This is a genomic window from Neosynechococcus sphagnicola sy1, from assembly GCF_000775285.1.
In the GTDB taxonomy this organism is placed as follows: Bacteria; Cyanobacteriota; Cyanobacteriia; order Neosynechococcales; family Neosynechococcaceae; genus Neosynechococcus; species Neosynechococcus sphagnicola.
In genome coordinates, this window is sequence record NZ_JJML01000006.1 from 19,631 (window position 1) to 45,392 (window position 25,762).

General features: G+C 53.6%; 22 protein-coding genes and 3 pseudogenes. 13 read left to right on the forward strand and 12 right to left on the reverse strand.

All coding sequences use genetic code 11. From position 1 onward, the window contains the following. Nucleotides 1-32: 32 nt before the first annotated feature. Both DO97_RS03235 and miaA read right to left on the reverse strand, forming a co-directional pair. Nucleotides 33-992: an alpha/beta hydrolase gene (locus DO97_RS03235; protein ID WP_036531113.1), complete on the reverse strand. Its 960-nt coding sequence runs from the start codon at nt 990-992 to the stop codon at nt 33-35. Nucleotides 993-1,336: 344 nt separating this feature from the next. Further along, the gene (miaA, locus tag DO97_RS03240; RefSeq protein ID WP_036531114.1) at nt 1,337-2,269 is read right to left on the reverse strand and encodes a tRNA (adenosine(37)-N6)-dimethylallyltransferase MiaA; all 933 of its coding nucleotides are present in this window, start codon (nt 2,267-2,269) and stop codon (nt 1,337-1,339) included. Nucleotides 2,270-2,397: 128 nt separating this feature from the next. On the opposite strand from miaA, the pseudogene gyrB reads away from it, so the two are divergent. Beyond that, nucleotides 2,398-4,339 (forward strand): annotated as a pseudogene (gyrB, locus tag DO97_RS03245) (DNA topoisomerase (ATP-hydrolyzing) subunit B). A gap of 14 nt (nt 4,340-4,353) precedes the next feature. Here gyrB and DO97_RS24845 read toward each other — a convergent pair. Then, on the reverse strand, nt 4,354-4,836 hold the full coding sequence (locus DO97_RS24845; protein ID WP_204368454.1) for an alpha/beta hydrolase family protein: 483 nt from the start codon (nt 4,834-4,836) through the stop codon (nt 4,354-4,356). Next, nucleotides 4,766-6,010, reverse strand: a complete 1,245-nt coding sequence (locus tag DO97_RS03250; RefSeq protein ID WP_204368455.1) for an alpha/beta hydrolase — start codon at nt 6,008-6,010, stop codon at nt 4,766-4,768. Before DO97_RS03250 ends, DO97_RS24845 begins: the two co-directional genes overlap by 71 nt. Nucleotides 6,011-6,254: 244 nt before the next feature. On the opposite strand from DO97_RS03250, the gene DO97_RS03255 reads away from it, so the two are divergent. Beyond that, complete coding sequence (locus DO97_RS03255; protein WP_036531116.1) at nt 6,255-6,950, forward strand: PrsW family intramembrane metalloprotease; 696 nt, start codon at nt 6,255-6,257, stop codon at nt 6,948-6,950. Between the two features lie 62 nt (nt 6,951-7,012). Here the strand turns inward: DO97_RS03255 and DO97_RS03260 are convergent, their stop codons facing one another. The 3 genes from DO97_RS03260 to DO97_RS03270 form a co-directional block, all read right to left on the reverse strand. Continuing rightward, nucleotides 7,013-7,393, reverse strand: a complete 381-nt coding sequence (locus tag DO97_RS03260; protein WP_072016338.1) for a hypothetical protein — start codon at nt 7,391-7,393, stop codon at nt 7,013-7,015. A gap of 181 nt (nt 7,394-7,574) precedes the next feature. Continuing rightward, complete coding sequence (gene cobU, locus DO97_RS03265) at nt 7,575-8,132, reverse strand: bifunctional adenosylcobinamide kinase/adenosylcobinamide-phosphate guanylyltransferase (protein ID WP_036531164.1); 558 nt, start codon at nt 8,130-8,132, stop codon at nt 7,575-7,577. A gap of 21 nt (nt 8,133-8,153) precedes the next feature. Then, entirely contained in the window at nt 8,154-9,974 is a 1,821-nt protein-coding gene (locus DO97_RS03270) for a transglycosylase domain-containing protein (protein WP_239651413.1), read from the reverse strand. 320 nt (nt 9,975-10,294) lie between these two features. Here DO97_RS03270 and tyrS point away from each other — a divergent pair, with 320 nt between their 5' ends. Continuing rightward, on the forward strand, nt 10,295-11,512 hold the full coding sequence (tyrS, locus tag DO97_RS03275) for a tyrosine--tRNA ligase (protein ID WP_052128325.1): 1,218 nt from the start codon (nt 10,295-10,297) through the stop codon (nt 11,510-11,512). Between the two features lie 39 nt (nt 11,513-11,551). After that, entirely contained in the window at nt 11,552-12,259 is a 708-nt protein-coding gene (gene pyrF, locus DO97_RS03280; protein WP_036531167.1) for an orotidine-5'-phosphate decarboxylase, read from the forward strand. Nucleotides 12,260-12,273: 14 nt separating this feature from the next. On the opposite strand, the gene DO97_RS03285 is transcribed toward pyrF, so the two are convergent. Next, on the reverse strand, nt 12,274-13,140 hold the full coding sequence (locus DO97_RS03285; protein ID WP_036531119.1) for a branched-chain amino acid ABC transporter permease: 867 nt from the start codon (nt 13,138-13,140) through the stop codon (nt 12,274-12,276). 216 nt (nt 13,141-13,356) lie between these two features. Between DO97_RS03285 and DO97_RS03290 the strand changes: the two genes are divergently transcribed. Beyond that, the gene (locus tag DO97_RS03290) at nt 13,357-14,058 is read left to right on the forward strand and encodes a hypothetical protein (protein WP_156120410.1); all 702 of its coding nucleotides are present in this window, start codon (nt 13,357-13,359) and stop codon (nt 14,056-14,058) included. A gap of 14 nt (nt 14,059-14,072) precedes the next feature. Further along, a pseudogene (locus DO97_RS27275) lies at nt 14,073-15,972 on the forward strand (ABC transporter ATP-binding protein). Between the two features lie 20 nt (nt 15,973-15,992). Here DO97_RS27275 and DO97_RS03300 read toward each other — a convergent pair. Continuing rightward, on the reverse strand, nt 15,993-16,742 hold the full coding sequence (locus DO97_RS03300) for a WecB/TagA/CpsF family glycosyltransferase (protein WP_036531121.1): 750 nt from the start codon (nt 16,740-16,742) through the stop codon (nt 15,993-15,995). A 220-nt stretch (nt 16,743-16,962) separates the two neighbouring features. Here DO97_RS03300 and psb34 point away from each other — a divergent pair, with 220 nt between their 5' ends. Beyond that, nucleotides 16,963-17,130 (forward strand): photosystem II assembly protein Psb34, encoded by a 168-nt coding sequence (gene psb34, locus DO97_RS23625; RefSeq protein WP_036531123.1) that lies wholly within the window; start codon nt 16,963-16,965, stop codon nt 17,128-17,130. Between the two features lie 89 nt (nt 17,131-17,219). Further along, on the forward strand, nt 17,220-17,450 hold the full coding sequence (locus DO97_RS03310; protein ID WP_036531124.1) for a photosystem II protein, Psb35-related: 231 nt from the start codon (nt 17,220-17,222) through the stop codon (nt 17,448-17,450). On the opposite strand, the gene DO97_RS03315 is transcribed toward DO97_RS03310, so the two are convergent. Beyond that, nucleotides 17,447-18,295, reverse strand: a complete 849-nt coding sequence (locus tag DO97_RS03315; protein WP_036531125.1) for a Tab2/Atab2 family RNA-binding protein — start codon at nt 18,293-18,295, stop codon at nt 17,447-17,449. The two genes, DO97_RS03310 and DO97_RS03315, sit on opposite strands and share 4 nt — an antisense overlap. Before the next feature lie 159 nt (nt 18,296-18,454). Here DO97_RS03315 and nadC point away from each other — a divergent pair, with 159 nt between their 5' ends. The 4 genes from nadC to map are packed head-to-tail and all read left to right on the forward strand — an operon-like array spanning nt 18,455 to nt 21,361. Then, nucleotides 18,455-19,324 (forward strand): carboxylating nicotinate-nucleotide diphosphorylase, encoded by an 870-nt coding sequence (nadC, locus tag DO97_RS03320; RefSeq protein WP_036531127.1) that lies wholly within the window; start codon nt 18,455-18,457, stop codon nt 19,322-19,324. 6 nt (nt 19,325-19,330) lie between these two features. Beyond that, nucleotides 19,331-20,413 carry a potassium/proton antiporter gene (locus DO97_RS03325; protein ID WP_052128327.1) on the forward strand — a complete coding sequence of 361 codons (1,083 nt, stop codon included), beginning with the start codon at nt 19,331-19,333 and terminating at the stop codon, nt 20,411-20,413. Next, nucleotides 20,376-20,555, forward strand: coding sequence for a hypothetical protein (locus DO97_RS23630; protein ID WP_156120412.1), 180 nt, complete (start codon nt 20,376-20,378; stop codon nt 20,553-20,555). Before DO97_RS03325 ends, DO97_RS23630 begins: the two co-directional genes overlap by 38 nt. A gap of 44 nt (nt 20,556-20,599) precedes the next feature. After that, nucleotides 20,600-21,361: a type I methionyl aminopeptidase gene (map, locus tag DO97_RS03330; protein WP_036531128.1), complete on the forward strand. Its 762-nt coding sequence runs from the start codon at nt 20,600-20,602 to the stop codon at nt 21,359-21,361. A gap of 8 nt (nt 21,362-21,369) precedes the next feature. On the opposite strand, the gene nadA is transcribed toward map, so the two are convergent. After that, nucleotides 21,370-22,335: a quinolinate synthase NadA gene (nadA, locus tag DO97_RS03335; RefSeq protein ID WP_036531130.1), complete on the reverse strand. Its 966-nt coding sequence runs from the start codon at nt 22,333-22,335 to the stop codon at nt 21,370-21,372. Nucleotides 22,336-22,528: 193 nt separating this feature from the next. On the opposite strand from nadA, the gene DO97_RS03340 reads away from it, so the two are divergent. Further along, the gene (locus DO97_RS03340) at nt 22,529-23,509 is read left to right on the forward strand and encodes a TIGR04168 family protein (protein WP_052128328.1); all 981 of its coding nucleotides are present in this window, start codon (nt 22,529-22,531) and stop codon (nt 23,507-23,509) included. Here DO97_RS03340 and thrS read toward each other — a convergent pair. Beyond that, nucleotides 23,506-25,327 (reverse strand): annotated as a pseudogene (gene thrS / locus DO97_RS03345) (threonine--tRNA ligase). The gene DO97_RS03340 and the pseudogene thrS overlap by 4 nt on opposite strands. Nucleotides 25,328-25,762 lie beyond the last annotated feature (435 nt).

Sequence of the window (25,762 nt, forward strand, 5' to 3'; positions counted from 1 at the left end):
GTCCCTAACTGATTGGTAGCAGGAACCACTGGTTACGCTGCGGCAAGCTTTTGCCGCAGCACTGCAGTGGCCAGGGAAATTGCTCCCCGTGCCGCCGGGGTTTCGGTGATCACATTTAGCATCACAAAGTCATGGATCGTCCCTAGGTAGCGCAGGGCTGTGACCGAGACACCTGCCTGGATCAGCTTATGGGCATAGGCTTCCCCCTCATCCCGCAGCACATCACATTCACCTGTAATCACCAGGGCAGACGGCAAGCCCGTGAGCTGTTCTATTGAAGACTTGAGAGGCGATGCCGTTGGCTGCTCCCGCACAGCCACATCCGGTGCATAGTGATGCCAAAACCACTTCATGGCTTCCCGAGACAGAAAATACCCCTCTGCAAACTCCTGATAGGAAGGTGTCTCAAAGTTGGCATCCGTTACCGGATAGAACAATACCTGGAAGCTGATGGCAGGCCCACGACGCTCCTTGGCAAGGAGGGTGATCGCAGCGGCCATATTGCCCCCCACACTATCGCCAGCAACCGCAAGGCGAGCGGCATCCACCTCAATGGCAGCACCGTTTTCTGCAATCCATTGGGTAGCGGCATAGGCTTCCTCGATGGCAACGGGGTATGGCGCTTCCGGGGAACGTGTATAGTCAACAAACACAACCGCCGCTTCAGCACCGTTGGCAATTTCACGCATCAGGCGATCGTGGGTGTCCTTGCTACCCAGTACCCAACCACCGCCATGGAAATACATCACCACTGGCAGCCTGTCATGATTGCCCGGTGGGCGGACGATACGAATTGAGACTTCACCCTTCGGCCCCACTGGAATCACACGATCTTCAATGTCGGCGGATAGTTTGACAACATCGCCAGACTGAGCGCCCTCTAGCACCCCACGGGCATCTTCAACCGCAAGTTCATAAATCTGCGATCCCCCTGCGCCCGCGAGGTCATCGAGGAATTTCTGGGTGGTTGGTTCAAGAATATAAGTACTCATTTGCTAATTCCTTTTCTAAATTGCCGTCTGATACAGTTCAATCGATACGCTGAAGCAATTGTCCAACACCGTGTCATCGCAAACCAGGTATCCCTGAACATCTGCGCCGATCTAGGATTTGATATTCTCCCACAACAACCAAGGAGACAGTTTCATCCCTACTTAAAGACCGATGCATGGTGTCATGGCTGCAGTGCTGCAAGTGTTGTGAGAAAGATATCAGGTTGAGGTTTATCTGACTACTCGGCAGATATTGGCATCGTTCAGTTTGGTGGCACTCATTGAGCACATCATCCACAAATAGCAATGTACTCCTGATGCTTCCCTTTCACCAGACCCTACTCCTAGGGCGGTTGCGGCAGCCCTGGGAAAATCATAAATTCTTGAACTCGCTTATAGACTTGTTCAAAGAGAGTTGGATCGTCAGCATTAAACCAGGCAATGTTGGTGTTGGTGTGAAACCAGGTTCGTTGGCGTTTGGCAAATTGACGGGTATGAACTACAACCAATGCTTCTGCTTCTACCAGCGTTAGTTCACCAGCTAAGTATTGCTTGATTTGTCGATATCCCAAGGTATTGAGTAGGGGGAGAGTCGGGCCATATTTTTGACAAAGCATCGCTACTTCTGTAACGAACCCAGCTGCTATCATTTTCTGGGTTCGTTTTTGAATTCGCTGATTCAAAGCGTCCATGGGAAGACAGTCTAGACCAATAAAGAGAATTGGATACGCTGGCGGGGTTTCCCCTTGCTGTTCCGAGAGGGTAACACCGGTTACATAGTAGACCTCCAAAGCCCGCAGGGTGCGAACCTGATCATGGGGGTGAATCCGGTGGCATGATAGCGGATCAACGTTCTGAAGCAGCTCGTAGAGTTGATGTTGTCCCAAGGACTGCAACTGCGATCGCAACCCAGCATCAGGGGGAACCCGAGGAATTTTGAGTCCTTGGGTGATGGACTGAATGTAGAGTCCAGTCCCACCGACTAACAGGGGAACTAAACCCTGTTGATGCAATTGAGCAATCAGAGTCTGGGCCTGGGTTTGATAAGTAGCTACTGTGAAGGTGTCGCGGGGATCACAAATATCGATCAGATAGTGTGGGACTTGCTGGCGCTCTGTCTGCGAGGGCTTAGCCGTCCCAATATCAAATTCACGATAGCAGGCACGGGAATCAGCACTGAGGATGACGGTGGATAGGTGCTGGGCAATCTGGATCGCTAAACCAGTCTTACCCGTTGCGGTAGGACCACAAAGTACAATTAAGCCTGGTATATCCATCCCTGTCAGAAAATTGTTTGAAACCGCTCTAGAATCGCCTAGAACCCTTTTGTGTTAAGATTTTAGTGTTTTTAAATCCCTTTGCAATTTAGAGACAGCCTAAGGCTAATTACTGGAGTGCCTCTTTCATGACAAGTAACTACGGTGCCGATCAAATTCAAGTCTTAGAGGGCTTGGAACCCGTCCGCAAGCGTCCTGGTATGTACATCGGGACTACCGGGCCGCGAGGACTCCACCATTTAGTTTACGAGGTAGTGGATAACTCTGTCGATGAGGCGCTGGCTGGGCACTGTCATGTGATTCAGGTTGATTTAAATGCGGATGGTTCTGTAACAGTTACCGACGATGGTCGGGGCATTCCTACGGATGTTCATCCCCGCACCGGTAAATCAGCCCTGGAAACCGTGATGACAGTTCTCCATGCTGGGGGTAAATTTGGCGGCGGCGGCTATAAAGTCTCCGGGGGATTGCATGGGGTCGGTATTTCGGTTGTCAATGCCCTTTCGGAGTGGGTCGAGGTGACAGTTTGGCGAGAGCAACGAGTGCATCGACAGCGCTTTGAACGCGGGGTACCGATGACAGATCTAGAGGTAAAACCCCACGCTGAGGCTCGGACTGGAACGTCAATCTCCTTTAAGCCGGATACGGAAATTTTTACCATCGGCATTGAGTTCGACTACACAACTGTATCAGGACGATTACGGGAACTGGCTTACCTCAATGCTGGGGTACAGATCACCTTTACGGATTATCGTCTGGATTTACTAAAAACCACTGAGCCAAAGGTTGAGGTCTATTACTACAAAGGTGGTATCCGCGAGTACATTGCCTACATGAATCGCGATAAGCAACCTCTCCACGAAGAGATCGTGTACGTTCAAGGCGAACGCAATGAAGTGCAGATTGAAGTGGCTTTACAGTGGTGTGTGGATGCATACACGGATAATTTGCTGGGATTTGCCAATAACATCCGCACGATTGATGGGGGAACGCACCTAGAAGGGTTAAAGGCCGTTTTGACGCGCACCCTGAATGCGATCGCCCGTAAACGCAACAAACTGAAAGAAAATGAACCCAATCTGGCTGGGGAAAATGTCCGAGAAGGGCTGACGGGTGTGATTTCGGTGAAGGTACCAAACCCGGAATTTGAAGGCCAGACCAAAACCAAACTGGGCAATACGGAAGTTCGCGGCATTGTGGATTCCCTCGTTGGTGAAGTGCTCACGGAGTATCTGGAGTTTCGTCCCGCCGTCACCGATGCGATTCTGGAAAAGGCCATTCAAGCCTTTAATGCCGCTGAAGCGGCTCGCCGAGCTAGGGAACTGGTGCGTCGTAAGTCGGTTCTAGAGTCCTCGACCCTCCCTGGCAAACTGGCAGATTGCAGTAGCCGCGATCCCTCCGAGTCAGAGATTTTCATTGTCGAAGGCGACTCTGCGGGTGGATCTGCTAAACAAGGGCGCGATCGCCGCTTTCAGGCAATCTTGCCCCTGCGGGGAAAAATCCTCAACATTGAAAAGACCGATGATGCCAAGATTTACAAGAACACAGAAATCCAAGCCTTAATTACCGCCCTGGGGTTAGGCATTAAGGGGGATGAATTTGATCCGGCCCAATTGCGGTATCACCGGGTTGTGATCATGACCGATGCGGACGTAGATGGGGCTCATATTCGAACTCTATTGCTGACCGTTTTTTTATCGCTATCAACGGGCTTTGGTGGATCAGGGCTATATCTACACAGCCTGCCCTCCCCTGTTCAAGGTGGAACGAGGACGGAATCACTACTACTGCTACAGCGAACGCGAGTTGACGAATTTGACGGAACGGGAATTTCCCGCAAACGCCAGCTATACCATCCAGCGTTTTAAAGGGTTGGGTGAAATGATGCCAACTCAGCTTTGGGAGACAACGATGAATCCAGAAACTCGTACCCTCAAGCGATTTGAGATTGAGGATGCTGCCGAAGCGGATCGGATCTTTACGATTCTGATGGGCGATCGCGTTGCTCCCCGGCGAGAGTTCATTGAAACCTATGGTTCAAAACTCAACTTCACCGATTTAGATATCTAGGTTGCAAATGCCATTCAGCGCAGCGCTGCCTCCAAGTTCAGTAACCCCAGGGGTAGGTTGGTGCTGAGGCGAAGGGGCAGATCGGGGGTTGAGAGGGATTGGGCATAGGACGGGGTGAGGAAGGGGGCATAGGCTTTGGCGTTCGGGGTTAGCTGCTGGATAAAAGCAAGACTGACCCCCCGCACCAGTTGCCGCAGGGGTTCTACAGCCATGCCCTGACGCTCCCGCACCAAATCACTCTGAGCTAGCAGTTGATTGAGATTGGGGTCACCTACGCTCAGATGGGTTCCCCCAATGGCCGTAATCAGATATTTCGGCGTTGGCAATTGGGTAAAAGGTCGCAGTTGCTGGCTGAGCGCTGGGGTGAGGGTGTCAGCGGTTCCAGCCAGGATCAGGGTGGGAGTCGCAACCTGGGTGAGTCCAGCTTTACCAAAGAGTTCCCCAATCACAGGATTCAGGGCAATGACTTGTACGACCCGTTTGTCCCGTAGATTCAAGCGTGGCTGCGGTTGGGTCAGGGGGGACGGGGGGGGCAAAATTCGTAACCGCAGCACACTGGAGCCAGTCGGCGGGTGACTTACCCAGAGGGCTGTGATTGCGACAGAACTGTTGCAGAGCCGGTAAGTCTAAGACCGCTCCGGCCAGCATCAGGGCGGTAGTACCGCCCAGGGAATGTCCAATCACACTCACCTGATGGGTCGGGAGTTTGCCTTGGAGTATCCCCGGTTGGCGATTGAGTTTTGCCAACTCATCCAGTAGAAAGCTGATGTCTTGAGGACGGTCGATTAATTCATTGGGAGGCAGGAGCGCACTGAAGTCAGGGTGGGCGGTGACCGTTTGTAACCAATCAGCATTGCTCCCAGGATGTTCTGGAATCGCAACGGTAAACCCATGAGAGGCTAGGTGATCCGCCAGGTAGGCCAAAAAAACGCGATCGGCTCCCAAGCCATGGGAAATCACCACCAGTTGGTTTTGGGGAGTGTCACTCCAGTAGAGATCGACAGCAATGGAACGCTGGCGGCGGGGGTCGGTGAGCTTCAAGCTTTGCCGATGCACAACCTCAAGGCCAGAGGCTGCCGGGTCTAGGTTGTGGGGTAACGGGGTCATGGGTGCAGCGAGTTCCCGCTCCAGGGTGGGGCTGAGGGCTTGGGTTTGCCAGAAGGCGGGGTTGAGTTGCGACAGCAGAGCGATCGCCGCTGTGGCATTAATGGTTAAGGTCTCCGTGGGGAACGCCTTCAGTAAGCTGAGAACATTGAGGCTCCTAGACTGCCGAGTTGCCTGGGAGAGCGCCGCTTGCCACTGGGGAAGTGTAGTGCCTGGAATCGCGTTTCCCAAGGCTTGCAACAGCGGTTGACTGCTGGACGACTGGAGTAACCTTGTCATAAATTTCTCGCTCAGCTTTGGAACCACTGGCAACTGACGGCTCAAAAGCTGACGGAATTCTAAGGTGAGGAAGGGGGCATAGGGCTGGAGGGGAGCGGAGAGTCGCCCTGTTTGAGCAAACTGCTCCAATTCAGCGATTTCAACGGATTGCTCAAAGAAGCCAACCCGGATGGTGAGTCGTTCCGCTGCCAGACTGGGGGATGCTGCGAAACCAGAACTCAGCGCCAAAGCTAGCCCACAGAGAAATGGTTGAAAAGGGAACTGGTATGTAAAAGCAGTGGGGTTCATGGTTAAAGGTGTATGGAAAATCAAGCTATGGGGAAAAAGATGATAGATGGGAGAGCACAGCATCCGGCAGAGGATAATACCGTGGAAATCAGGCACTTTCCAGGTCACAATGGTTTTTCATCCCTTGCAGGTGTTGGTTAAAATCCCCCGTGCCAAGTCTGCATCATCTCCTGGCATCCTCAGGGGCAGGTTGTAGATTGGGCAGGGAACGCTGACGACCGTGAAATCCTTTGAGACATAGACAATGATTCAGGTTCTCAGTATCATCACCTTGGCGATCGCCCCTGGGGTGTTTTGGCTGTGGTTCTTTTATCGCCAAGACAAATTGGAGCCAGAACCCAAGTCCTTCGTTGTGTGGACATTTTTCCGAGGGGCGCTGGTGGTATTGCCAGTACTGGTAATCCAATTGCTCCTCCCCCTACCGGAACTGGTGGCAACCGTTGTCATTGCACCGATTACAGAGGAGTATGGCAAGTACCTAGTGGTGCGTAATGGGGTGTTTAATCATCAAGAGTTTGATGAACCCCTGGATGGGATTATCTATGCGGTTGCCGCTGCCCTGGGATTTGCTACCTTGGAAAATATCTTTTACCTACTGGATGAATATTTCACCTCCGGTACCATCCTAGAGATCTTTGTCGTCCGAGCCTTGCTTTCTGTTCCCGGCCATGCACTCGACTCCAGCTTCTGGGGATATGCCCTAGGCATCGCCAAATTTACCCCTCCTCAGAGACGGCCTGCCCTGATTCGTGGCGGTCTTGGCTTAGCGATGGGCCTGCATGGACTGTTCAATCTCTTGCTGTCGTTGAATCCGCTGGCAGCACTGGGATTATTAGTACTCATCCCCGTCAGTTGGCGGATGGTGAATCGTCGTATTACCCGAGCGATCGCTGGTTCTCCCCACGCCCTGTCTCCCCTCAGTCGGCAAAAGCGTTCCTAGGGGGATACCCCAGTCCCAAGAAAAGCAGCCAAGGGCCAGAGTGGGGGTTAGGGTTAGGGGGGTCAGCGGTCAGGCAGGGGGTCTGGATGCGATTGCAGTTCGCCCTCTTCTACAGAGGGACGGGGATGTAACAACCGACTCCGAATGGCCGCCAGCTGATCCTGATTGGTAATAGCCTGCCGGGGGGGAGGAAGTTCCGTATTCGGCCAAGTGGGTAAGTTGTTACAGGGACAGATGAGGGATGACATCCCTCGGTTGATGATCGGCACCGGCATAGCACAACGGGCACAGGCCGAGATGTCCCAGGCGGGGGTTAATAGTTCGTAAATAGTTTCAGCCGTCCCATCCAGATAGGCATCCCGGCCTGCTGGGGTCTGGAGCTGTTGCCAACAGCGTTCAAACTGGGGGCTATAGCTGCCTTCCTGAAATACAGGCTGAGGCATTAGTGATTCCTGGCTATGGGGAAGCACTACTTTCTTGCCCAACTGAAACCAATAAGCAAGATATTCTCTAACTTGATCAATAGATGCCATACCTTAATATTTAATCCTTTTAAGTCTGGGTTCAGTTGGGATAAATGGCATTTTTGCCCAGATTCTCAGCTTCTTAAGAATGTCTTTGCAATCAGCTCTGGTGGTGGGGTGGTAGCGGTAGGGGAGATCCCAATTGACTGAGGTTGAGAACCTGTCCCGCAGTTACCAAGTAAACCGGATCGGCGATCGCAGCGACTTTGCGGACTAAACTTCCGAGGCGATCGCGAAATACCCGACCCAGGGGATAGGAGGGAACCAAACCCCAGCCAACCTCTTCCGCGACCAGAATAACCATCCCCGGACACTGAGCTAAACAGGTGAGGAACGCAGTTTCGGTAGTGATCCAGGCTGACTCCTCCAGATCCAACAGGTTGGCAAGCCAGGTTCCCAGGGAGTCAATGAGTAGACAATCCTGGGCGGTCAGGGTTCGTAAGGGGTCGATCAGATGGACGGGAACCTGGAGGGTTAACCAATCCCTGGGGCGACGTTGCTGATGTTGGAGAATCCGAGCCTGCCATTCCAGATCGTCGGCAGCGATGCTAGCGGTCGCAACATAGGTCACCCCTATCCCTGACTGGGTTGCCAAGTGTTCCGCCCATTCACTCTTGCCCGATCTGCTGGGCCCGGTTACGAGTACCACCTGCCCCATGGTCTTTGCCATTGACACGGGTTAATTGGGACGGATGAATTCAGAGGCGGACTGGAAATTTTCCACAGGGACTCCCTTCAATGCTTGCTGCATAAAATCGGCCCAAATGGGAGCGACAAAGCCGCCCCCCGTGGCTCCGTGCCCCAGGGGTTCATAATCGTCGTTGCCCACCCAAACAGCCGTGGCTAATTGGGGAACATAGCCAACAAACCAGATATCGCGTTCTGAGCTAGTGGTGCCCGTCTTCCCTGCGGCCGGACGGCCAATCTGGGCAGCCGTTCCAGTCCCGTTGTTAATCACATCCTGGAGCACAGAGGTGAGGGAGGCAGTGGCCCAGGGGTCTAGCACCAGTTTTAACTTCGGCGTGTGATCTAACAACACATTGCCCTCATTATCCGTCACTTGAACAATCAAGGTAGGGGGAGCATACCAGCCATTACTGGCAAAGGTGGCGTAGGCATTCGCCATTTCCAGCGGGGTTAAATCCACCGCCCCTAGGGGCAGAGAAATCACTGGCTCAATGGGACTAGTCATGCCTAAGGTGCGGCAGACCTCAATCACTTTGCTTAAACCCACTGCCTGACCCAGACGAATCGCTGGAATGTTGCGGGATTGTGCTAGGGCTTGGCGAATACTCATACTCCCGTAAAAAGAGCCGTCGTAATTCTTGGGAGTATAGAGTTCATTGCCATCGGGATAGCTGACGGGAGAATCCTCAATGCCCGAGTCCGGTGTATACCGACCAGAAGCAAAGGCCGTGTAATAGACAAAGGGTTTAAAGGCTGAACCGGGCTGACGGAGGGCTTGGGTTACCCGATTGTACTGACTCTTGGTGTAGTTAACACCGCCCACCATTGCCTTAATAAAGTGGGTGCGGGGATCAACGGCAACCAGTGCCATCTGATCGGCGTACAGTCCCTGGTTACGGAGGCTTGCATAGCCACGGTTGACCGTCTCGGTTGCCAGCTTCTGGAGCTTCAAATCCACCGTGGTCTGAACTCGCATTCCCCCTTTCTGCACCGCCGCTTGACCGAATCGTTGGATTAGCTCCTGGGTAACAGCATCGGTGATGTAAGGTGCCTGACTCTGTTTGAAGGAGGTAATTTTGCCAAACTTCAACGGTTCTTGTAGCGCTGCTTGTGCCTGAGCGGCGGTAATCCAGTTCAATTCTCGCATCCGGTGAAGCACCAGTGCTTGCCGTTGCTTCGCCAATTGGGGATTGACGAAGGGACTGAAATCTTCGGGAGCCTGAACTAATCCTGCCATCAACGCCGCTTCTGCCAGAGTTAAGTTGGCAGCTGGTTTGCTGAAATAACTCTGAGCGGCGGTTTCGACCCCATAGGTGTTGTGCCCCCAGTACACCTGGTTCAGATACATTTCTAAAATTTCATTTTTGCTGAAAATTTGCTCCAAGCGCAGGGAAAGCACTGCCTCGGCCACTTTGCGGCTAAAGGTTCGCTTTGGCGTCAGGAACAAATTTTTGATCAGCTGCATAGTAAGGGTTGAGCCTCCCTCCATGGTCTCACCATGCTCAAGGTTGACCAGTAAGGCACGGGCAATGCCCCCAGGATTGACGCCGGGATGGTAGTAAAAATAGCTATCCTCAATGGCGAGAACGGCGCGTTTGAGATTGGGAGCAATGTGATTCAGGTGCACCACTTCCCGGTTGGCTTCGCCGTGAATGCTGCTGAGATGTTGGCCGTTGATGTCAAAAATGTACGTGGTCTGGGTGGGAACATAGTTACGCAACACCCGCACATCCGGTAGGTTACGGAAGCTGACTGCCAAACCGACTAAACTACCTGCGATCGCAGCACTGGAGAGCAGCACCAACGTCAACAGGGTTTTACCCGCAATCTGACAAACGGAGCCAATAAATTCGGGAATCGGGGCGGGGGGGCGGCCTTTTGCCGCAAAGTCTTGGATGACAAATTCACGTCCTCACTCCAACAGGGACAATAACAGACTTGGCAGCCCGAATGCCAACAATCTTCAGGCTCACCGTCTCACTTAAAATTATAAGGAAGGGGTTTGGGTGTCATAGGTTACAACTACCATAACTCCGAGTGTCATCGCGCCTGCCAGCACTCCCGCCTTCGTGTAGGCTGTTGGAAGAGTCTCACAAACTAGATTAGACGTTTATTAAGACCATTGATTTAGGTATGGTTACAGAGCACTTGCCGGTTGATCCTCCCGAATTGTCCTGGCTGTTTCGGGGGGTGAGTGAAATTTTCCCCCAGCAACTGGCATCACTCGACCCCGGTGAAAATCTTGTCCAGCAACTCCGCCAGTGCGATCGCCCCCTACGGGTGAAACTGGGGATTGACCCCACGGGAGCCGACCTGCATCTGGGGCATAGCATTCCGGTCCGTAAACTGCGGGCATTTCAAGATGCCGGACATCAGGCCGTGCTGATCATTGGGGATTTCACAGCTCGGATTGGTGACCCGACGGGTAAATCAGAGGTTCGTCGCCAGTTGAGCGAGGATGAAGTGGCTGAGAATGCCCAAACCTACCTCGATCAGGTGCGATCGATTCTGGATTTTGAGACCCCCGGACGCCTAGAGATTCGCTATAACTCGGAATGGCTCTCCCAGATGGATCTGGGCAAAACGCTCGGGTTGCTCTCGACCATGACCGTGGGACAGATGTTAGCCAAGGAAGGCTTTGCCGAACGCTATAAAAAAGAGACTCCGATTTTTCTTCATGAGTTCCTCTATCCACTGATGCAGGGGTACGACTCTGTGGCCGTGGCGGCGGATGTGGAATTGGGGGGTACCGATCAGAAATTTAATATTGCCGTCGGGCGAGATTTGCAGCGACAGTTTGGACAGCGGCCTCAGTTTGGAGTGTTGCTGCCAATCCTGATTGGCACCGATGGGGTGCAGAAAATGTCCAAGTCATTAGGGAATTATGTGGGGTTGGCGGAGCACCCCAGCGATCAATATCAAAAACTCCAAAAAGTCCCCGATCATCTGCTGGAGTCATACTTTGAGCTGCTGACGGATCTGCCCCTGGATGCCTTGCCGACGAATCCCCGCGATCGCCAGGGTCTGCTGGCATTTGCGGTAGTACGTCAATCCCATGGTGAGGCTGCTGCCCAAGCGGCTCAAGTGGCTGCACAGTCTGCGGGACAAGCGGGAAGCGTGCCAGAATTTTCCCTGGCAACCGTTCAATTCCCGGCTAAATTATTTTATCTGTTGAGTGCCAGCAGTTTGTGTAAAACCAGCTCCGAGGCTCGCCGCCAATTGCAAGCAGGGGCAGTCAAGCTCGAAGGACAGCGACTGGATCACGTGGATCAAATTTTTCAGACCCCTGACGATCTCTACGGCAAAGTGCTGCAATTAGGTAAAAGCAAATTTACCCGCTTTATCCCTTAATCCACTCTGACTACTGCTGTGATTTCCCCTGCCAACATGATGTCAGTCGCCGACCGAATTATTGTGCCGTTGGATGTACCGAGCACTGCTCAAGCGATCGCCCTGATGGAGCAGTTGCCCCAGGTAAGCTTTTGGAAGGTGGGGCTGGAGCTATTTGTCCACAGTGGGGGAGAAATTCTCACCTTGCTGAAGTCCCGACAGAAACGCGTGTTTCTTGACCTGAAATTCCACGATATTCCCAATACGGTGGCCGCCGCCTGCCGCAGCGTCGCTGGCTGGGAAGTGGATTTGCTCACCATTCATGCCACTGTGGGTAAAACAGGGTTGAAGGCGGCCCACACTGCCCTGCAAGCTCAGTCGCCTAAAACGCAGCTAATTGCAGTCACCCTCCTGACCAGCATCTCAGCACGACAGTTGGCCTTGGAGCTGAAAGTTCCCTTAGAACTGCCAGAATATACCCTCCAAATGGCACTTCTAGCTCAGGAGAGTGGATTGTCGGGGGTTGTGTGTTCCCCCCAGGAAGTCGCCACCCTCCGGCGGGTTTGTGGCGAGGATTTACTGCTGGTGTGTCCAGGGGTGCGTCCCACTTGGGCCGATGCAGGGGATCAAAAACGCACCCTAACCCCCGTAGAGGCGGTGACCGCCGGAGCGGATTATTTGGTGATGGGTCGTCCGATTACGGCGACATCCGACCCTGGTACTGCCTTTGAGCGGATTTGTGAGGAACTGACGGCAATCCAATCATAGGCAAGAGCCGCTGATCAAAAGGTGCCCTTAAACAAGCCCTTGGGACGCACCAGCAAGACCCCAATCATCACCAGCAGGGCAACTCCCAGCTTGTATTGGGTTCCCAGGATGGGGGTACTCATTTCTTGGGCAATGCCAATCACCAAGGCTCCGGCGATCGCCCCGTAGGGGTTGCCAATGCCTCCCAAGATCACAGCGGCAAAGGTCGGCAAAATCAAAAACCAGCCCATATTGGGTCGCACTGCTTCTGTGAGACCATAGAGACTCCCTCCCAGGGCTGTCAGCACTGCCGTGATCACCCAGGTCCACAGCACCACACGGTCAACATTAATTCCCGTTACCCGTGCCAGATCGGTATTGTCGGCAACCGCTCGCATGGCTTTGCCAATTTTGGTATTTTGCAGCAGATAGTGAAGGAGCAGCATGGCGGCGATCGCTAACCCAATCACAATCAAATTATCGGAGGCAATTTTTAGTCCGAAAAATTCCTGGGCGGGCATCACGGGAATCTGATAGCGCTGGTTGCCTCCCCCCCAAACCAGAATCACCCCATTGCGGATGAACAGGGCCAACCCAATGGAAATAATCATCAAGGTTGTAGAAGTGGCGCGGCGATCGCGCATCGGAGACCACAACAACTTCTCACTGAGCAAAAAAGCCATGACGGTGCCGACGGCTCCCACCAGCATTGCCAACCAGAGGGTGATCCCAGATGCATTGGCCACCAGGGTCAGGTAGGCTCCCAGGGTCATCAAGTCCCCATGGGCAAAGTTTGCAAGCCGCAGAATTCCGTAGGTTAAGGTGAGCCCTACCGCTGCCAGCGCTATAATACAGCCAACTGCAACGCCGTTTAGCAACAGCTGAGCCAGTTGTAAGTCCATGTCAAATCCTATGTGCATGCTATGGATTTTGATTGTCCTAGAAGCGAAGCTGTTTGGAAAGCGATCGCAGCGATTTGATTCACTAGAAACCATCCAGCGACCATGAGTGATTTAGATCACTTATGGGTTGCCGAATCGCTTGTCAAGATGGAAAGCTAGGCACGATTTGAATCAGGCTGCCCTGACCATTTGCCGTTCCCCTGGTCAACTCCTCTGATGCCACCCCTACTGAAACCCGTCCCCAGCGGTTCCCGTAAACGATGGTTGTACCGTCAGGCCCTGGCCAAAGATCGGCCTCCGGCGATCGCTCCGCTGCTGTCTCCTACTCCTGAGTTTTGTCTCCTCACCCCCTGGTACGTCCCTCTGAGAAGTTACCCAGGTTCTGGCTGGGCTGGGAAACAACTATCCCCCTGGGGTTTGGGCTTGCTGGCAGCAATTTGTTTGGGGCTCTGGCTTCCTCTCAATTCTGGCAACAGCCCTGCCAGTGCTGAGCCTGCCCCCGTCCCCACCGAACATAACCCTCAAGCAACCGCCACTCGTAGTAACCCAACGGTGATCACCCAACTAATGGGTCAGTGGCAATGGCAGTCTCCCTCGGGTCAAGTGGTGACGTTTATTTTTGCCCCCGATGGCAGGCTGGTCATTACCGTGCCCGTGGTCTCGGGAGGTACTCGCGTAGCGGAGACCCACTATACAATCAATTCCATCCCCCACCCCATGCACCTAGACATGGCCCTCGGCGAGACGGAGAATGCCCTCACCATCTTTGAGCTAACCCCTGAGGGCAAATTACGCCTACAACTAGAAGGCATTCGTCCCAATCAACCCCGCCCCGCCACCTTTACCTCCAGCGCCATTTTGTTCCAAAAGGTTTCTAACGCCACGAGTCTGCCCCCTGGGGCACTCCCGACCAAATAACGGTATCGATCCCCATGAATCACCCCGTCCTGGCAGTTCGCAATCTGCAGGTTCAGTTTCCCAGTGCAGATGGATTGATCCAGGCCGTCAAGGGGGTTTCCTTTGAGGTTCAGCGGGGACAAACCTTGGGAATTGTCGGGGAGTCAGGCTCTGGGAAATCCGTGACCGCCCTGACCGTCATGGGGTTATTACCCGCTGCCACTCAAGTGGCTGGGGAGATTTGGTTCCAACACCCGGAAGCGGAGCCCGTGAACCTCTTAACCCTACCGCCTGATCAACGGCGCACCTATCGGGGTCGGCAAACGGCGATGATTTTTCAGGAACCCCTGAGTTCTTTAAATCCCGTTTATACCTGCGGCTTTCAGTTAATCGAGGCTCTACGCCAGCATCAGACCCTTAGTCCCGCAGCAGCTCGGCGGCAAGCCTGGGCGTTACTGCAAGAAGTCAAGCTGCTAGCCAGCAATGAAGCGTTACGGGAGCAGGGACTGGCAGTCCAAGCAGAGAATTTGGGTCATCAGACCTCCCTGACCAACCGCCAGCTGCATCAGTGGGTGAATCGCCAAAAACAGGCACTCTTGGATCGCTATCCCCATCAACTTTCCGGGGGGCAAATTCAGCGAGTGATGATTGCCATGGCCCTTGGCTGTCATCCTAGTGTATTGATTGCCGATGAACCGACCACGGCCCTTGATGTCACGGTTCAGGCAACCATTCTAGAGTTACTGCGGGAATTGCGCGATCGCCGTCAGATGTCGATGATCTTTATTACCCACGATCTGGGGATTATTGCCGAAATTGCCGATAGGGTCGCGGTAATGTATCAGGGTCAGATTGTTGAAGCGGGTCCGGTGGAGCAAATCTTTGCCCATCCCCAGCATCCCTACACCCGTGGCTTATTGGCCTGCCGCCCCCGCCCTGATCTGCGACTCCAGTTTCTCCCAACTATTTCGGACTTCATGACGGGCAATGGGGAGCCTTCAACCGCTGCTACTGTTGTCCCCCAGCCCCTGGTTTCTGATGCTGAAATTCCGCCAGAGGTCCTCACCCAACGGCTGACGACCCTGCAACAACAATCGCCGCTGCTTTCAGTGCATCACCTCCAAGTTGCCTTTCCGGTGCGAGGTCTATGGGGTGAAACCAAACGCTACACCTTGGCGGTCAACGATGTCAGCTTTGATGTCTATCCGGGGGGAAACCCTGGGATTGGTGGGGGAGTCGGGCTGCGGCAAAACCACCCTGGCGCGCACGCTGTTGCGCTTGATCCGCCCTGCCAGTGGCCAAATCTGGTTTGAAGGTCGGGAGGTCACCACCCTTAGCGGGCTACCCCTGCGTCAACTCCGTCGAGATTTGCAAATTATTTTCCAAGATCCTTTTAGTTCCCTGGATCCCCGAATCACCATTGGGGATGCGATTATCGAGCCGTTGCAAATCCATAGCGCCCGTTCCCATCCCCGCCGCGATCGTGATCGGGCTGCCTACCTGTTAGAACGGGTGGGACTGAGTTCTGATTGGACCCACCGCTATCCCCATGAATTTTCAGGGGGACAACGGCAGCGGGTTTGTATTGCCCGAGCCTTGGCCTTAAATCCGAAATTCATCATCTGTGATGAGTCAGTTTCCGCCCTAGACGTTTCGGTACAGGCTCAGGTGTTAAATCTCCTGAAAGAACTGCAACAAGAGTTTGGTCTGACCTATATTTTCATTTCCCATGATCTCAGTGTGGTCAAGTTCATGAGCGATCGGATTCTGGTGATGAACCAGGGCAAGGTGGAAGAGATTGGCCCAGCTGAAGAGATTTATCACCATCCTCAGCGACCCTATACCCAGCAATTGATTGGTGCCATTCCCGTGGTCAGTCTTGAACGCATTCAAGTCCGGCAAGCCCAGCGGCTGAGGGGCATGGAGCGCGGTTGACCCAAGGTCGCGGGGAGGGACTAATGCCGGATTCTTGCCAGTAAGGCTTTCCAGGCAAAATGGGGCAGTGCCAACATCCGTCGCCACCGCCAGGGTTCTTGGTAAAGACGGTAGACCCACTCCAGATGATGTTCCCGCAACCACTTCGGGGCACGTTCCTTTGTACCTGCCCATATGTCCAGACTGCCCCCGACACCAATCCAGATAGCGTGAGGACAGAGGGCACGATGCTCGGCAATCCAATATTCCTGACGGGGAACCCCCAATCCCACCAAAATCAAACTGGGCTGCAAAGCTTGCAGGGTTTGACGAAAGGCAGGTTGGTCTTCCTGGCTGAGAAATCCATGCTGGCTCCCCGCGATCGCCAGATTGGGGAGCCGGTGCTGCCAAACCTGGGCGGCTTTGTCAGCGACCCCTGGGGCTGCCCCAAAGAAGAAGACAGAATGCCCCTGCCCCTGATGACCCAAATCCTGGATCAGGGCTTCCGCCAGTTCTATTCCAGGACTGCGCTGGACATGGTGACCATATAACTTCAAGTAAAGGACAACCCCGGCCCCATCGGGAATCACTAGCTCTGCTTGCCGAATCACCTGGGCAAGTTCTGGGGTTTTCTCAGCCTGCATTGCCATTTCAGCATTCAGGGTTACCACATGCCCCCCTTGGTGTTGACGCAGGCGAGCCGCCAACCAAGCTGCATAGTTTTCCAAGAGGTGAAGGGGAATTCCCAACACAGGGAACGTAGCCGGTGTCTGCGCGATCGCCTGACTCATGGAGCGTGCCTCAAAGCCAAGGGAAACTCAACCGTTGTCCTGACAGCCTCCTGATCTTACCACCCAGCATTTGCAGCTCTGGGCGCGTTCAGGGATACCCCCGTGCTGGCAACCAAAAATTTCTATATCATTGGAGCGGCGGAGTATTGACATATTTTTACAAAGTGTTACATTAGTTTACATAGAGATACGAAAGAAATACGAAATGGGGTTCCTCACTATGTACACAACCGATAGTCAAGGTGTTCTCAACGCTTACGCCAGCGAATTGCCCACCTATCTCGCCGAATATCCTTCCGTTGACCAACAGCGTCAGTATGCCCTCCAGGGTGCTTTTGCAATTTTGCTGGTCACCTTCACCCTGCTGACGGCCTTCGCTGTCAGCTAATCGATACGTTGCCAGAGAGCTGATATCCTCACCACGCCGCGATCTGGCTGCCCAATCCCTCCATTCCCTCTCACTGAAAGGTAAGTATCATGACGATTTTATTTTCGCTGTTTGTCGTCGCTTGGGTTGCTGCTGCCGTCATTGGAACTCAAGCTTATTTTCGGGGGGAACAAACGAAACCTATCCACGAGCGCAACTGGCGCTCTGCATCCTTCGAACAACTGGCTGTCAGCGTCACGGGGGTGGAAACGGACTATAGCCAGCGCGTTCCGGCCTATGGTCTAGATGCTTACAGCAGCGGCTTGTTGCCCAACGCCTAGTTCGATGCTGATTGCTGAAGTAGCCAAAAGCCGCTGTAGGTGATTCCCGAGTCATCCGGTTGCACTAGCAGAAAGTGTAATCCTTGCGCCAACCTACACCGCGTTGCATATAACTGAGCCGCAGCTTCCACCTCGGAGTCTGTGAAGGTGCTAATCACCCAGCGATCGGCCAGTCCGGCCTCCAGGATTAGTCCATCAGGTGCTCCAGGGCTATAGTTCAAAGTCACTGGTTCCACACTCTGGAGCCAGCGGGCTAACCGCATCGACTGTCGCCCTCCATCAATCACCACGCCGGGAATTGCCACATGAGAAGCCAAGCCCAACCGCAAGGGCAACAGCTCCTCCGGCATGTGCAGCACTGGTATGGGTCGCTCCCCAAAGGCGATCGCCAATTCACCCGCTGGTAAATTAGCAAAACGCCACCGTTCTCCCCACAACTGTTCTGACAAGGGCAGGGGTGGGAGTTTGGGAATCTCTAGGGGATCATAGGGCTGGTGATTGTAATTGGGTAGATGGGGATATGCTTGGGCACACTCCCTCAGCCATTCCTGGAGTGCAGGCAGTTTTCGTTTGGGAACAACGGCAAACCCCAATTCTTGGCAAGCAGTTGTTAGTAAGGTCAAACTTTGGGGACGAAAGACTTGGAGACTATCAGGTTTGTGCTGTGTTGTCGCGATCGCCTGTTGTAGTTGCAGCGCTAACCACTCTGCATTGGCATTGGCTTGGGGACAGAGGGCACTGAAGGTCAGAGATCGGGTTTGATCACAGATCAATAGTTCCCAAAGGGGTTGTCCACTCTCGTCTTGTAAGGGACGGCGATAAAAATCAGCTTGCCAAATTGTCATCATTTGAGTCTGTCACCCAACAACTTTGCTTAAACTTGATCCCCAATCACTGGACTGTGGCATCCCCTCCGTCATCGGAGGGTATTTTCTAGTCTCCCATGTCCCGGTCAGGCGGAGGATAGCGATACACTGAGGGGCGACGTTACTCCTTCTGCATACATGCAGCTCCCCCAAGCATTCCTCCCCCCATTCCTGCTCCTCGATCCACAACTTCAGAGCTGGTTAGTAGAAGATATGGGGCGTGGCGATCGCACGACCCAGGCAATTTTCCCCACAGGTTCTCAGACGAGACAGGCAGCATGGATCGTCAAAGAAGCTGGGATTATTGCGGGTCTTCCCATTGCCGCCCGAGTGTTTCAGCTCCTTAACCCTGAGGTGGAACTAACCCCCACCGTGCCAGAGGGACAGTGGTGCGATCTCGGTCAGGTTGTCGCCACCCTGGTTGGCCCCCTGGATGCCCTGTTGACGGGAGAGCGAGTGGCTCTGAACCTGGCGATGCGTCTGAGTGGGATTGCTACCTTAACCCGCCAGTATGTGGAGCAAATTCTGGATCTGCCCACCCAACTGGTCGATACCCGCAAAACCACCCCAGGGCTGCGGCTCCTGGAAAAATATGCATCCCAGGTGGGAGGAGCGGTAAACCACCGGATGGGTTTGGATGATGCGGTGATGATTAAAGACAATCACATTGCCGCTGCGGGAGGAATTGGGGCGGCGATCGCCCATATTCGTGCCCGGATTCCCTACCCATTGGCCATTGAAGTGGAAACAGAAACCCTGGCACAAGTTGCGGAAGCCCTGACCCATCGGGTGGACATCATCATGCTCGACAATATGCCCCTCGCACAAATGCAGCAGGCCGTCCAGATGATACGTCAACACAATCCCAATATCAAAATTGAAGCTTCGGGGAACATTACCTTGCCAACCCTCCGGGCAGTGGCGACAACAGGGGTGGGCTATATTTCCACCAGTGCTCCGGTGACCCGCTCCACCTGGTTAGATCTGAGCATGAAGCTCTACCCCTGAGAACTCATGGACAATGTTCCTCTGGTAACTGCGATCGTCCTGATCGTCATCGGTGTGTTGCTGGCAGTCAGTTCCCTCGCTAGCCGTGTCAGCAGCAAGTTGGGAGTTCCCACCTCCCTGGTGTTTCTCGGCATTGGCATGTTAGCAGGCTCCGATGGCCTCGGCGGCATCTGGTTCGATGACTTTGAAATCGCCTACATGTTTGGCACCTTAGCCATGGTGGTGATTTTATTCTCCGGGGGGTTGAACACACCGTTACCGCAAATCAAAAGCGCGATCGCGCCGACCCTAGTGCTATCAACCGTGGGAGTGCTGGGGATGGCTGTTCTGACTGCGGTGGGTGCTAAGGTTCTCGGATTGAGTTGGCCCGAAGCCCTGTTAGTGGGGGCGATTGTTTCTTCTACCGATGCCTCTGCGGTGTTTGCGGTTCTCCAAGGGGTCAATCTTCGCAAACGGGTTGCCCTCACCCTGGAGCTGGAGAGTGGTTTAAATGATCCAGTGGCGGTGATCCTGACCGTGGTGATGACCGCCAATCTCACCGCCACAGAGTCCTTGAACTGGACAATTTTGCCAGAGATGGTGCAGCAACTCTTGATCGGGGTCGGCATCGGGGGTGCAATGGGCTATCTAGGGCAATTGCTGTTGCGGCGGATCCCCCTCTCAACGGGGGCACTGGTTCCGGTTCTTTCCTTGGGGTTAGCGCTGATTGCCTACGGGATCGCCACCGTTGCCGACGGCAGCGGCATGCTGGCAGTTTATCTAGCAGGCATGGTGATTGGTAACAGTCCCCTGCCGGAACGGCAATTTCTCACGGGTGTCCATGATTCCTTTGCCTGGTTGGCCCAAGTGGGGATGTTTCTGCTTCTCGGATTACTGGTGTTTCCCTCCCGCCTCCCCGAAGTTGCCGCCAGCGGCCTATTCTTGGCAGGGTACCTGGCGATCGCTGCCCGCCCTCTGGTGGTGACCCTTTGCCTGCTGCCCTTTCGCTTTTCCTGGCAGGAAACCCTCTATGTCTCATGGGTGGGTTTAAGAGGGGGCTGTTCCGATTATTTTGGCAACCATTCCCGTATTGAGCGTTGCCAAATTTAGCAGCACCTGGGCGGATACCTTATACTTGTTTGACTTAGTCTTCTTTGTCGTGGTGGCCGGATCTGTGATCCCCGGCACGACCGTGCGTTGGGTGACTCGCAAGCTAGGGTTACTGGAACCGAAGCCCTCGACGAGTGCCTAGGCTCACCGTTGTCCCACACTGGAAAAATCGACAATTGTAATCCTATGACCCAGGAAGTGATCACCCTCCTTTCGACCCGTGAAATTGATAAAATGCGCCGGGCAGGACAACTGGCCGCCCAGCTACTCGATCACCTGACTCCGCTGGTGCAACCCGGCATTAGCACCCTGACTCTCAACGACGAAGCAGAGCGTTGGACCCAAGCCCATGGTGCCAAGAGTGCCCCCCTCGGGTACAACGGCTTTCCTAAATCGATCTGCACCAGTGTCAACGAGGTGGTTTGCCACGGCATTCCCAGAGCTGATGAAATTTTACAGAATGGAGACATCATCAACATTGATGTGACGTTGTTGGTCGATGGGTATCACGGGGATACCTCCCGGATGTTTTGTGTCGGTCAACCTTCGGAAACAGCCCGTCGCCTAGTGGAGGTGACGGAGAAATGTCTGCACTTGGGCATTGCCGAGGTGAAACCGGGCGCTCGAATTGGTGATATCGGTGCGGCCATTCAAACCTATGCAGAATTGCAAGGGTTCTCAGTGGTACAGGATTTTGTCGGTCATGGGATTAGTCATATTTTTCACACTGCCCCGCAGATCCCCCACTATGGCAGACGCAACACCGGCAAGCGCCTGCGCCCCGGCATGGTGTTCACTATCGAACCCATGATCAATGAAGGCACCTATGAGGTGGAAGTTTTGGCAGATAAATGGACTGCCGTGACCAAGGATCGGGGACTTTCTGCCCAGTGGGAACATACCCTTGCCGTGACGGAAACGGGGGTTGAAATTCTCACCCTGTCGTAAATCCGGAGCTAGCTCATCGCCAGCATCCGCTGGATCGGACGTAGTGCCGCCAAACGCATCGGTTCTGCTAGGGTAATTTCTGGGATACCGAGTTTCATCGTCCAATACAGCTTCTCAAGGGTATTCAGTCGCATAAACGGACACTCATTGCAGTTGCAATTATTCAGGGGGGGAGCCGGAATAAACTGCTTATGGGGTGCTTGCTTTTGCATTTGGTGAATAATCCCCGGTTCGGTAGCAACAATAAAGCTCTGCTGGGAACTTTGGAGACAATACTGTAGCAGTGCCGTTGTGGAGCCAATGTAACTGGCATGACGCAGAATCGCGGTTTCACATTCTGGATGGGCAATGACCGTGGCCGTGGGATGGGCCATCTGGAGTTGCACCAGCTTCTTTTCGGAAAAAGTTTCATGCACCACACAACTGCCCTGCCATAACAGCATCTCTCGTCCGGTTTGCTGCATCACATAGCGTCCCAGGTTACGATCTGGGGCAAAAATAATCGGCTGAGCTAGAGGAATCTGCCGGACAATTTTGACGGCATTGGCGCTGGTGCAAATGATGTCACTCATCGCCTTAATCTCAGCGGTACAGTTAATGTAAGAAATTACCAAATGATCCGGATGGGCAGCCTTGAAGGTCGCAAAGGCATCGGCAGGGCAACTGTCTGCCAGGGAGCAGCCTGCGTTGAGGTCTGGGAGCAACACGCGCTTGCCAGGATTGAGAATCTTGGCGGTTTCGGCCATAAAGTGAACCCCTGCAAACACAATCACTGCGGCTGGGGTGGTTGCTGCCTGCTGGGAAAGCCCTAAAGAATCACCAATATAGTCGGCAACATCTTGAATATCGGGTTCCTGATAATAGTGGGCTAAAATCACAGCATTCAGTTCCCGCTTCAAGATCTGGATAGCTGCAAACAAGTCGGTTGGGGGAAGCTGAGTGGTTGGGGGAAGAAGATTGGCAGCAGTGAACACAGTCTAAAGATCCCTAAGTAGAGACGAATTATGGTTGTTAACTACACTAACCATAATTAAAATTATAGTTAAACCTACCAAAAATCACAAGATGCAGTTGAATTCTGCCCAAGTGCTGTCAAAATCCTTCTAGCTTGCCTATTCTGGTATAGGAAGCTTATCAACCCTCAGCCCAGATTCTCAAGGAATTTCTATGCCCCGTTCCTGCCAATTTCCCCCCACGATGAAGATTGCGGTGGTTGGGGATGTGCATGATCTCTGGGATGCAGCAGATGGAGACGCATTGGCGGAGTTGGGGGCCGATTTATTGTTGCTGGTGGGAGATTTTGGCAACGAAGCAGTTGAGGTTGTGCGAGCCATCGCAGCGCTAGATATCCCCAAGGCCGTGATTTTGGGGAACCATGATGCCTGGTACTCGGCCTCGGAATGGGGGATGCGTCAGTGTCCCTATAATCGCACCCAGGAAGATCGAGTCCAACAGCAATTAGATCTCTTAGGGGGTACCCATGTGGGCTATGGCAAGCTCGACTTCCCCTCCCTGAACCTTACGGTTGTGGGGGCTCGTCCCTTTAGTTGGGGAGGCTCGGTCTGGAAAAATGTTGAATTCTATCAACAGCGCTATGGGATTGGTGGCTTTGAGGAATCAACAGCCTGTATTCTCAACGCTGCCCAGCGGGCGCACCACAATACCCTGATTTTCATGGGGCACTGTGGGCCCTATGGTTTGGGCGATCGCCCTGAAGATCCCTGTGGCAAAGATTGGCAACCCATTGGTGGCGATCACGGTGACCCGGACTTTACCGCTGCGATCGCCCAGACTCTTGAGTTGGGGAAAACCATTCCCCTGGTCGTTTTTGGTCATATGCACCACACCCTCCGCCACACCAAACAAGTCCTGCGCACCCCCGTTCATGTCGGCGCTGAGTCCACTGTTTACCTGAATGCGGCCGCTGTCCCGCGCGTGGTGCGCACCGCCGCAGGGCTACGACGTAATTTCTCCCTGGTCACCCTAGAGTCCGGCATAGTATCGCAGATCGCGCTGGTTTGGATCGATGAGCAGTTCAAAATTGTGTCGGAACAGGTTTGGTTTCACCGTCCCTACCCCCTGGTACCGGAACCCCAAAGCCTAGGATATTCCAGCTATTCTCTTGAATTAGGATCACGCGGCAGTTAGAAGGGCTCATAGGTAGCGATGGCGTGTTTCAGTTTGTCGACTACTTCCGTCGTTGCCATAGCTCCTAACTCTCCCTGGGCACGGGTACGAATACTCAGGGTCGTCGCTTCCACTTCTTTAGCTCCAACCACTGCCATCACCGGGATTTTATCTTTCTCCGCATTGCGGATTAGTTTCCCTAGGCGATCGCCACTGGTATCCACCTCAGATCGAATCCCCCAACGGCGCATTTGCTCGACCACTTGGTGCACATAGGCCAATTGTTCTTCGCCGACGGGCAGTAACCGCACCTGAATGGGGGCTAACCACAGGGGGAAATCCCCCTCATACTCCTCAATCAAAATCCCAATTAAGCGCTCAAGCGATCCAAAGGGAGCCCGGTGGATCATCACCGGACGTTGGCGTGTGCCATCCTCCGCTACGTACTCTAAATCAAACCGCTCCGGCAGATTGTAGTCCACCTGAACGGTTCCCAATTGCCACTCCCGCTCCAGGGCATCCTGGAAGATAAAGTCCAGCTTCGGTCCGTAGAAAGCTGCTTCTCCAATGCCTTCGAAGTAGTTCATCCCCAGGGTTTCCACCGCACGGCGGATGGCTGCCTGGGATTTTTCCCACGCCTCATCAGAACCAATGTACTTATCAGAGGTTGGGTCGCGGAAACTCAGACGGGCACGAAAGTTTTGTAGCTTCAAACTTTTAAAAACTGCCAGAATCAGATCCACGACGTTCAAGAACTCCGCATCCAGTTGTGCTGGGGTGACAAACAAATGGGAGTCATCCACCGTAAAGCCTCTGACGCGGGTCAGTCCCCCCAATTCCCCCGATTGCTCATAGCGGTAGACAGTCCCAAATTCGGCGAGGCGCATGGGTAACTGGCGATAGGAGCGCAGTTCACTCTTATAGATTTGAATATGAAACGGACAGTTCATCGGCTTTAGGACAAAGCCCTGCTCTAAGGCAGCAGCTTCGGCACTCTCGGCCATCAGCGGGAACATATCCTCGTGATATTTTTGCCAGTGCCCCGAGGTTTTGAATAAATCCACGCGGGCAATGTGAGGGGTGACAACCTGCTGGTAGCCGCGCTTCAGTTGCTCCTGCTTCAGAAAATCTTCTAGCACCGAGCGCAGGGTCGTCCCCTTCGGGGTCCACAGGGGTAAGCCTGGCCCCACGGGATCTGCAAAGATAAACAAACCCAATTCTTTGCCCAGTTTTCGATGATCGCGGCGCTGGGCTTCAAGCTTCCGACGTTTGTACTCAGCCAACTGCTCGGGGGTTTCCCAGGCCGTGCCATAGATTCGCTGCAACTGAGCCTTGGTCTCATCGCCTCGCCAATAAGCTCCGGCAACACTCTCTAGCTCAATGGCATCGGGGTTAATCTCAGCAGTATTTTCCAGGTGGGGGGCCAGCACAGAGATCCCACCACTGATCCCCCAGATGGTAGAGGGTAATCGGCTCCTCAAGACCCGCTAAAATTTCTAGCTTGTAGGGTTCTTGAATCGCCTGAATCCGTTGTTGCGCCTCCTCCCGACTCACCTGTTCTCGATGGACGGGCAACTTACGGTTGATAATCTTCACCATCTCTTTTTTGATGGTCTTCAAATCTTTATCTGTGAAGGGTTCAGGATGGTCAAAGTCGTAGTAGAACCCATTTTCAATCCATGGTCCAATGGTGACTTGAGCCTTGGGAAACAGCTTCTGTACCGCCATCGCCATCACATGGGAGGTGGTGTGGCGAATTTTCTTCAACGTCTCCGACTCACTGGTTCGGAGGAGATGAATTTTCGCAGGTTCAGCAGAGGGAAAAACAGGGACAGACATGGATGTCAATGAAGAAAATTCAGAACGCAATCGAGAACGCCAGAGGAGTTCAGCATCCTCTCTACCTCTATCTTAACTAGGGGATCTGCTCCTCGGAGAGCCATCCCTGAGAGAAGCAGGGGATCTCAAACATAGTACGGAATATCAACGCGTTACCATTTAAATATCAGGCTCTACACCCAAGGCACGATACCGAGTCTCAGTTTACCGGGACCTGAAGGGAAGGGGTAAAGATAGGATCACAACCACTCTGGGACAATTTTCAGGACTGATGGGGCGGTGTCGGCAGCTTTCAAACACAAAAAACCTGTTTTTTAGGCTCCCTGGAGCAGGCAAATCTCCGAACACGGGTACAGTAGGCACAGGAGGAGGCTCCTACGGTCTAACTGCTGAAACCAGCCACTAAGGGGGAGCCTGGAGTAAAGACTTCGAGGC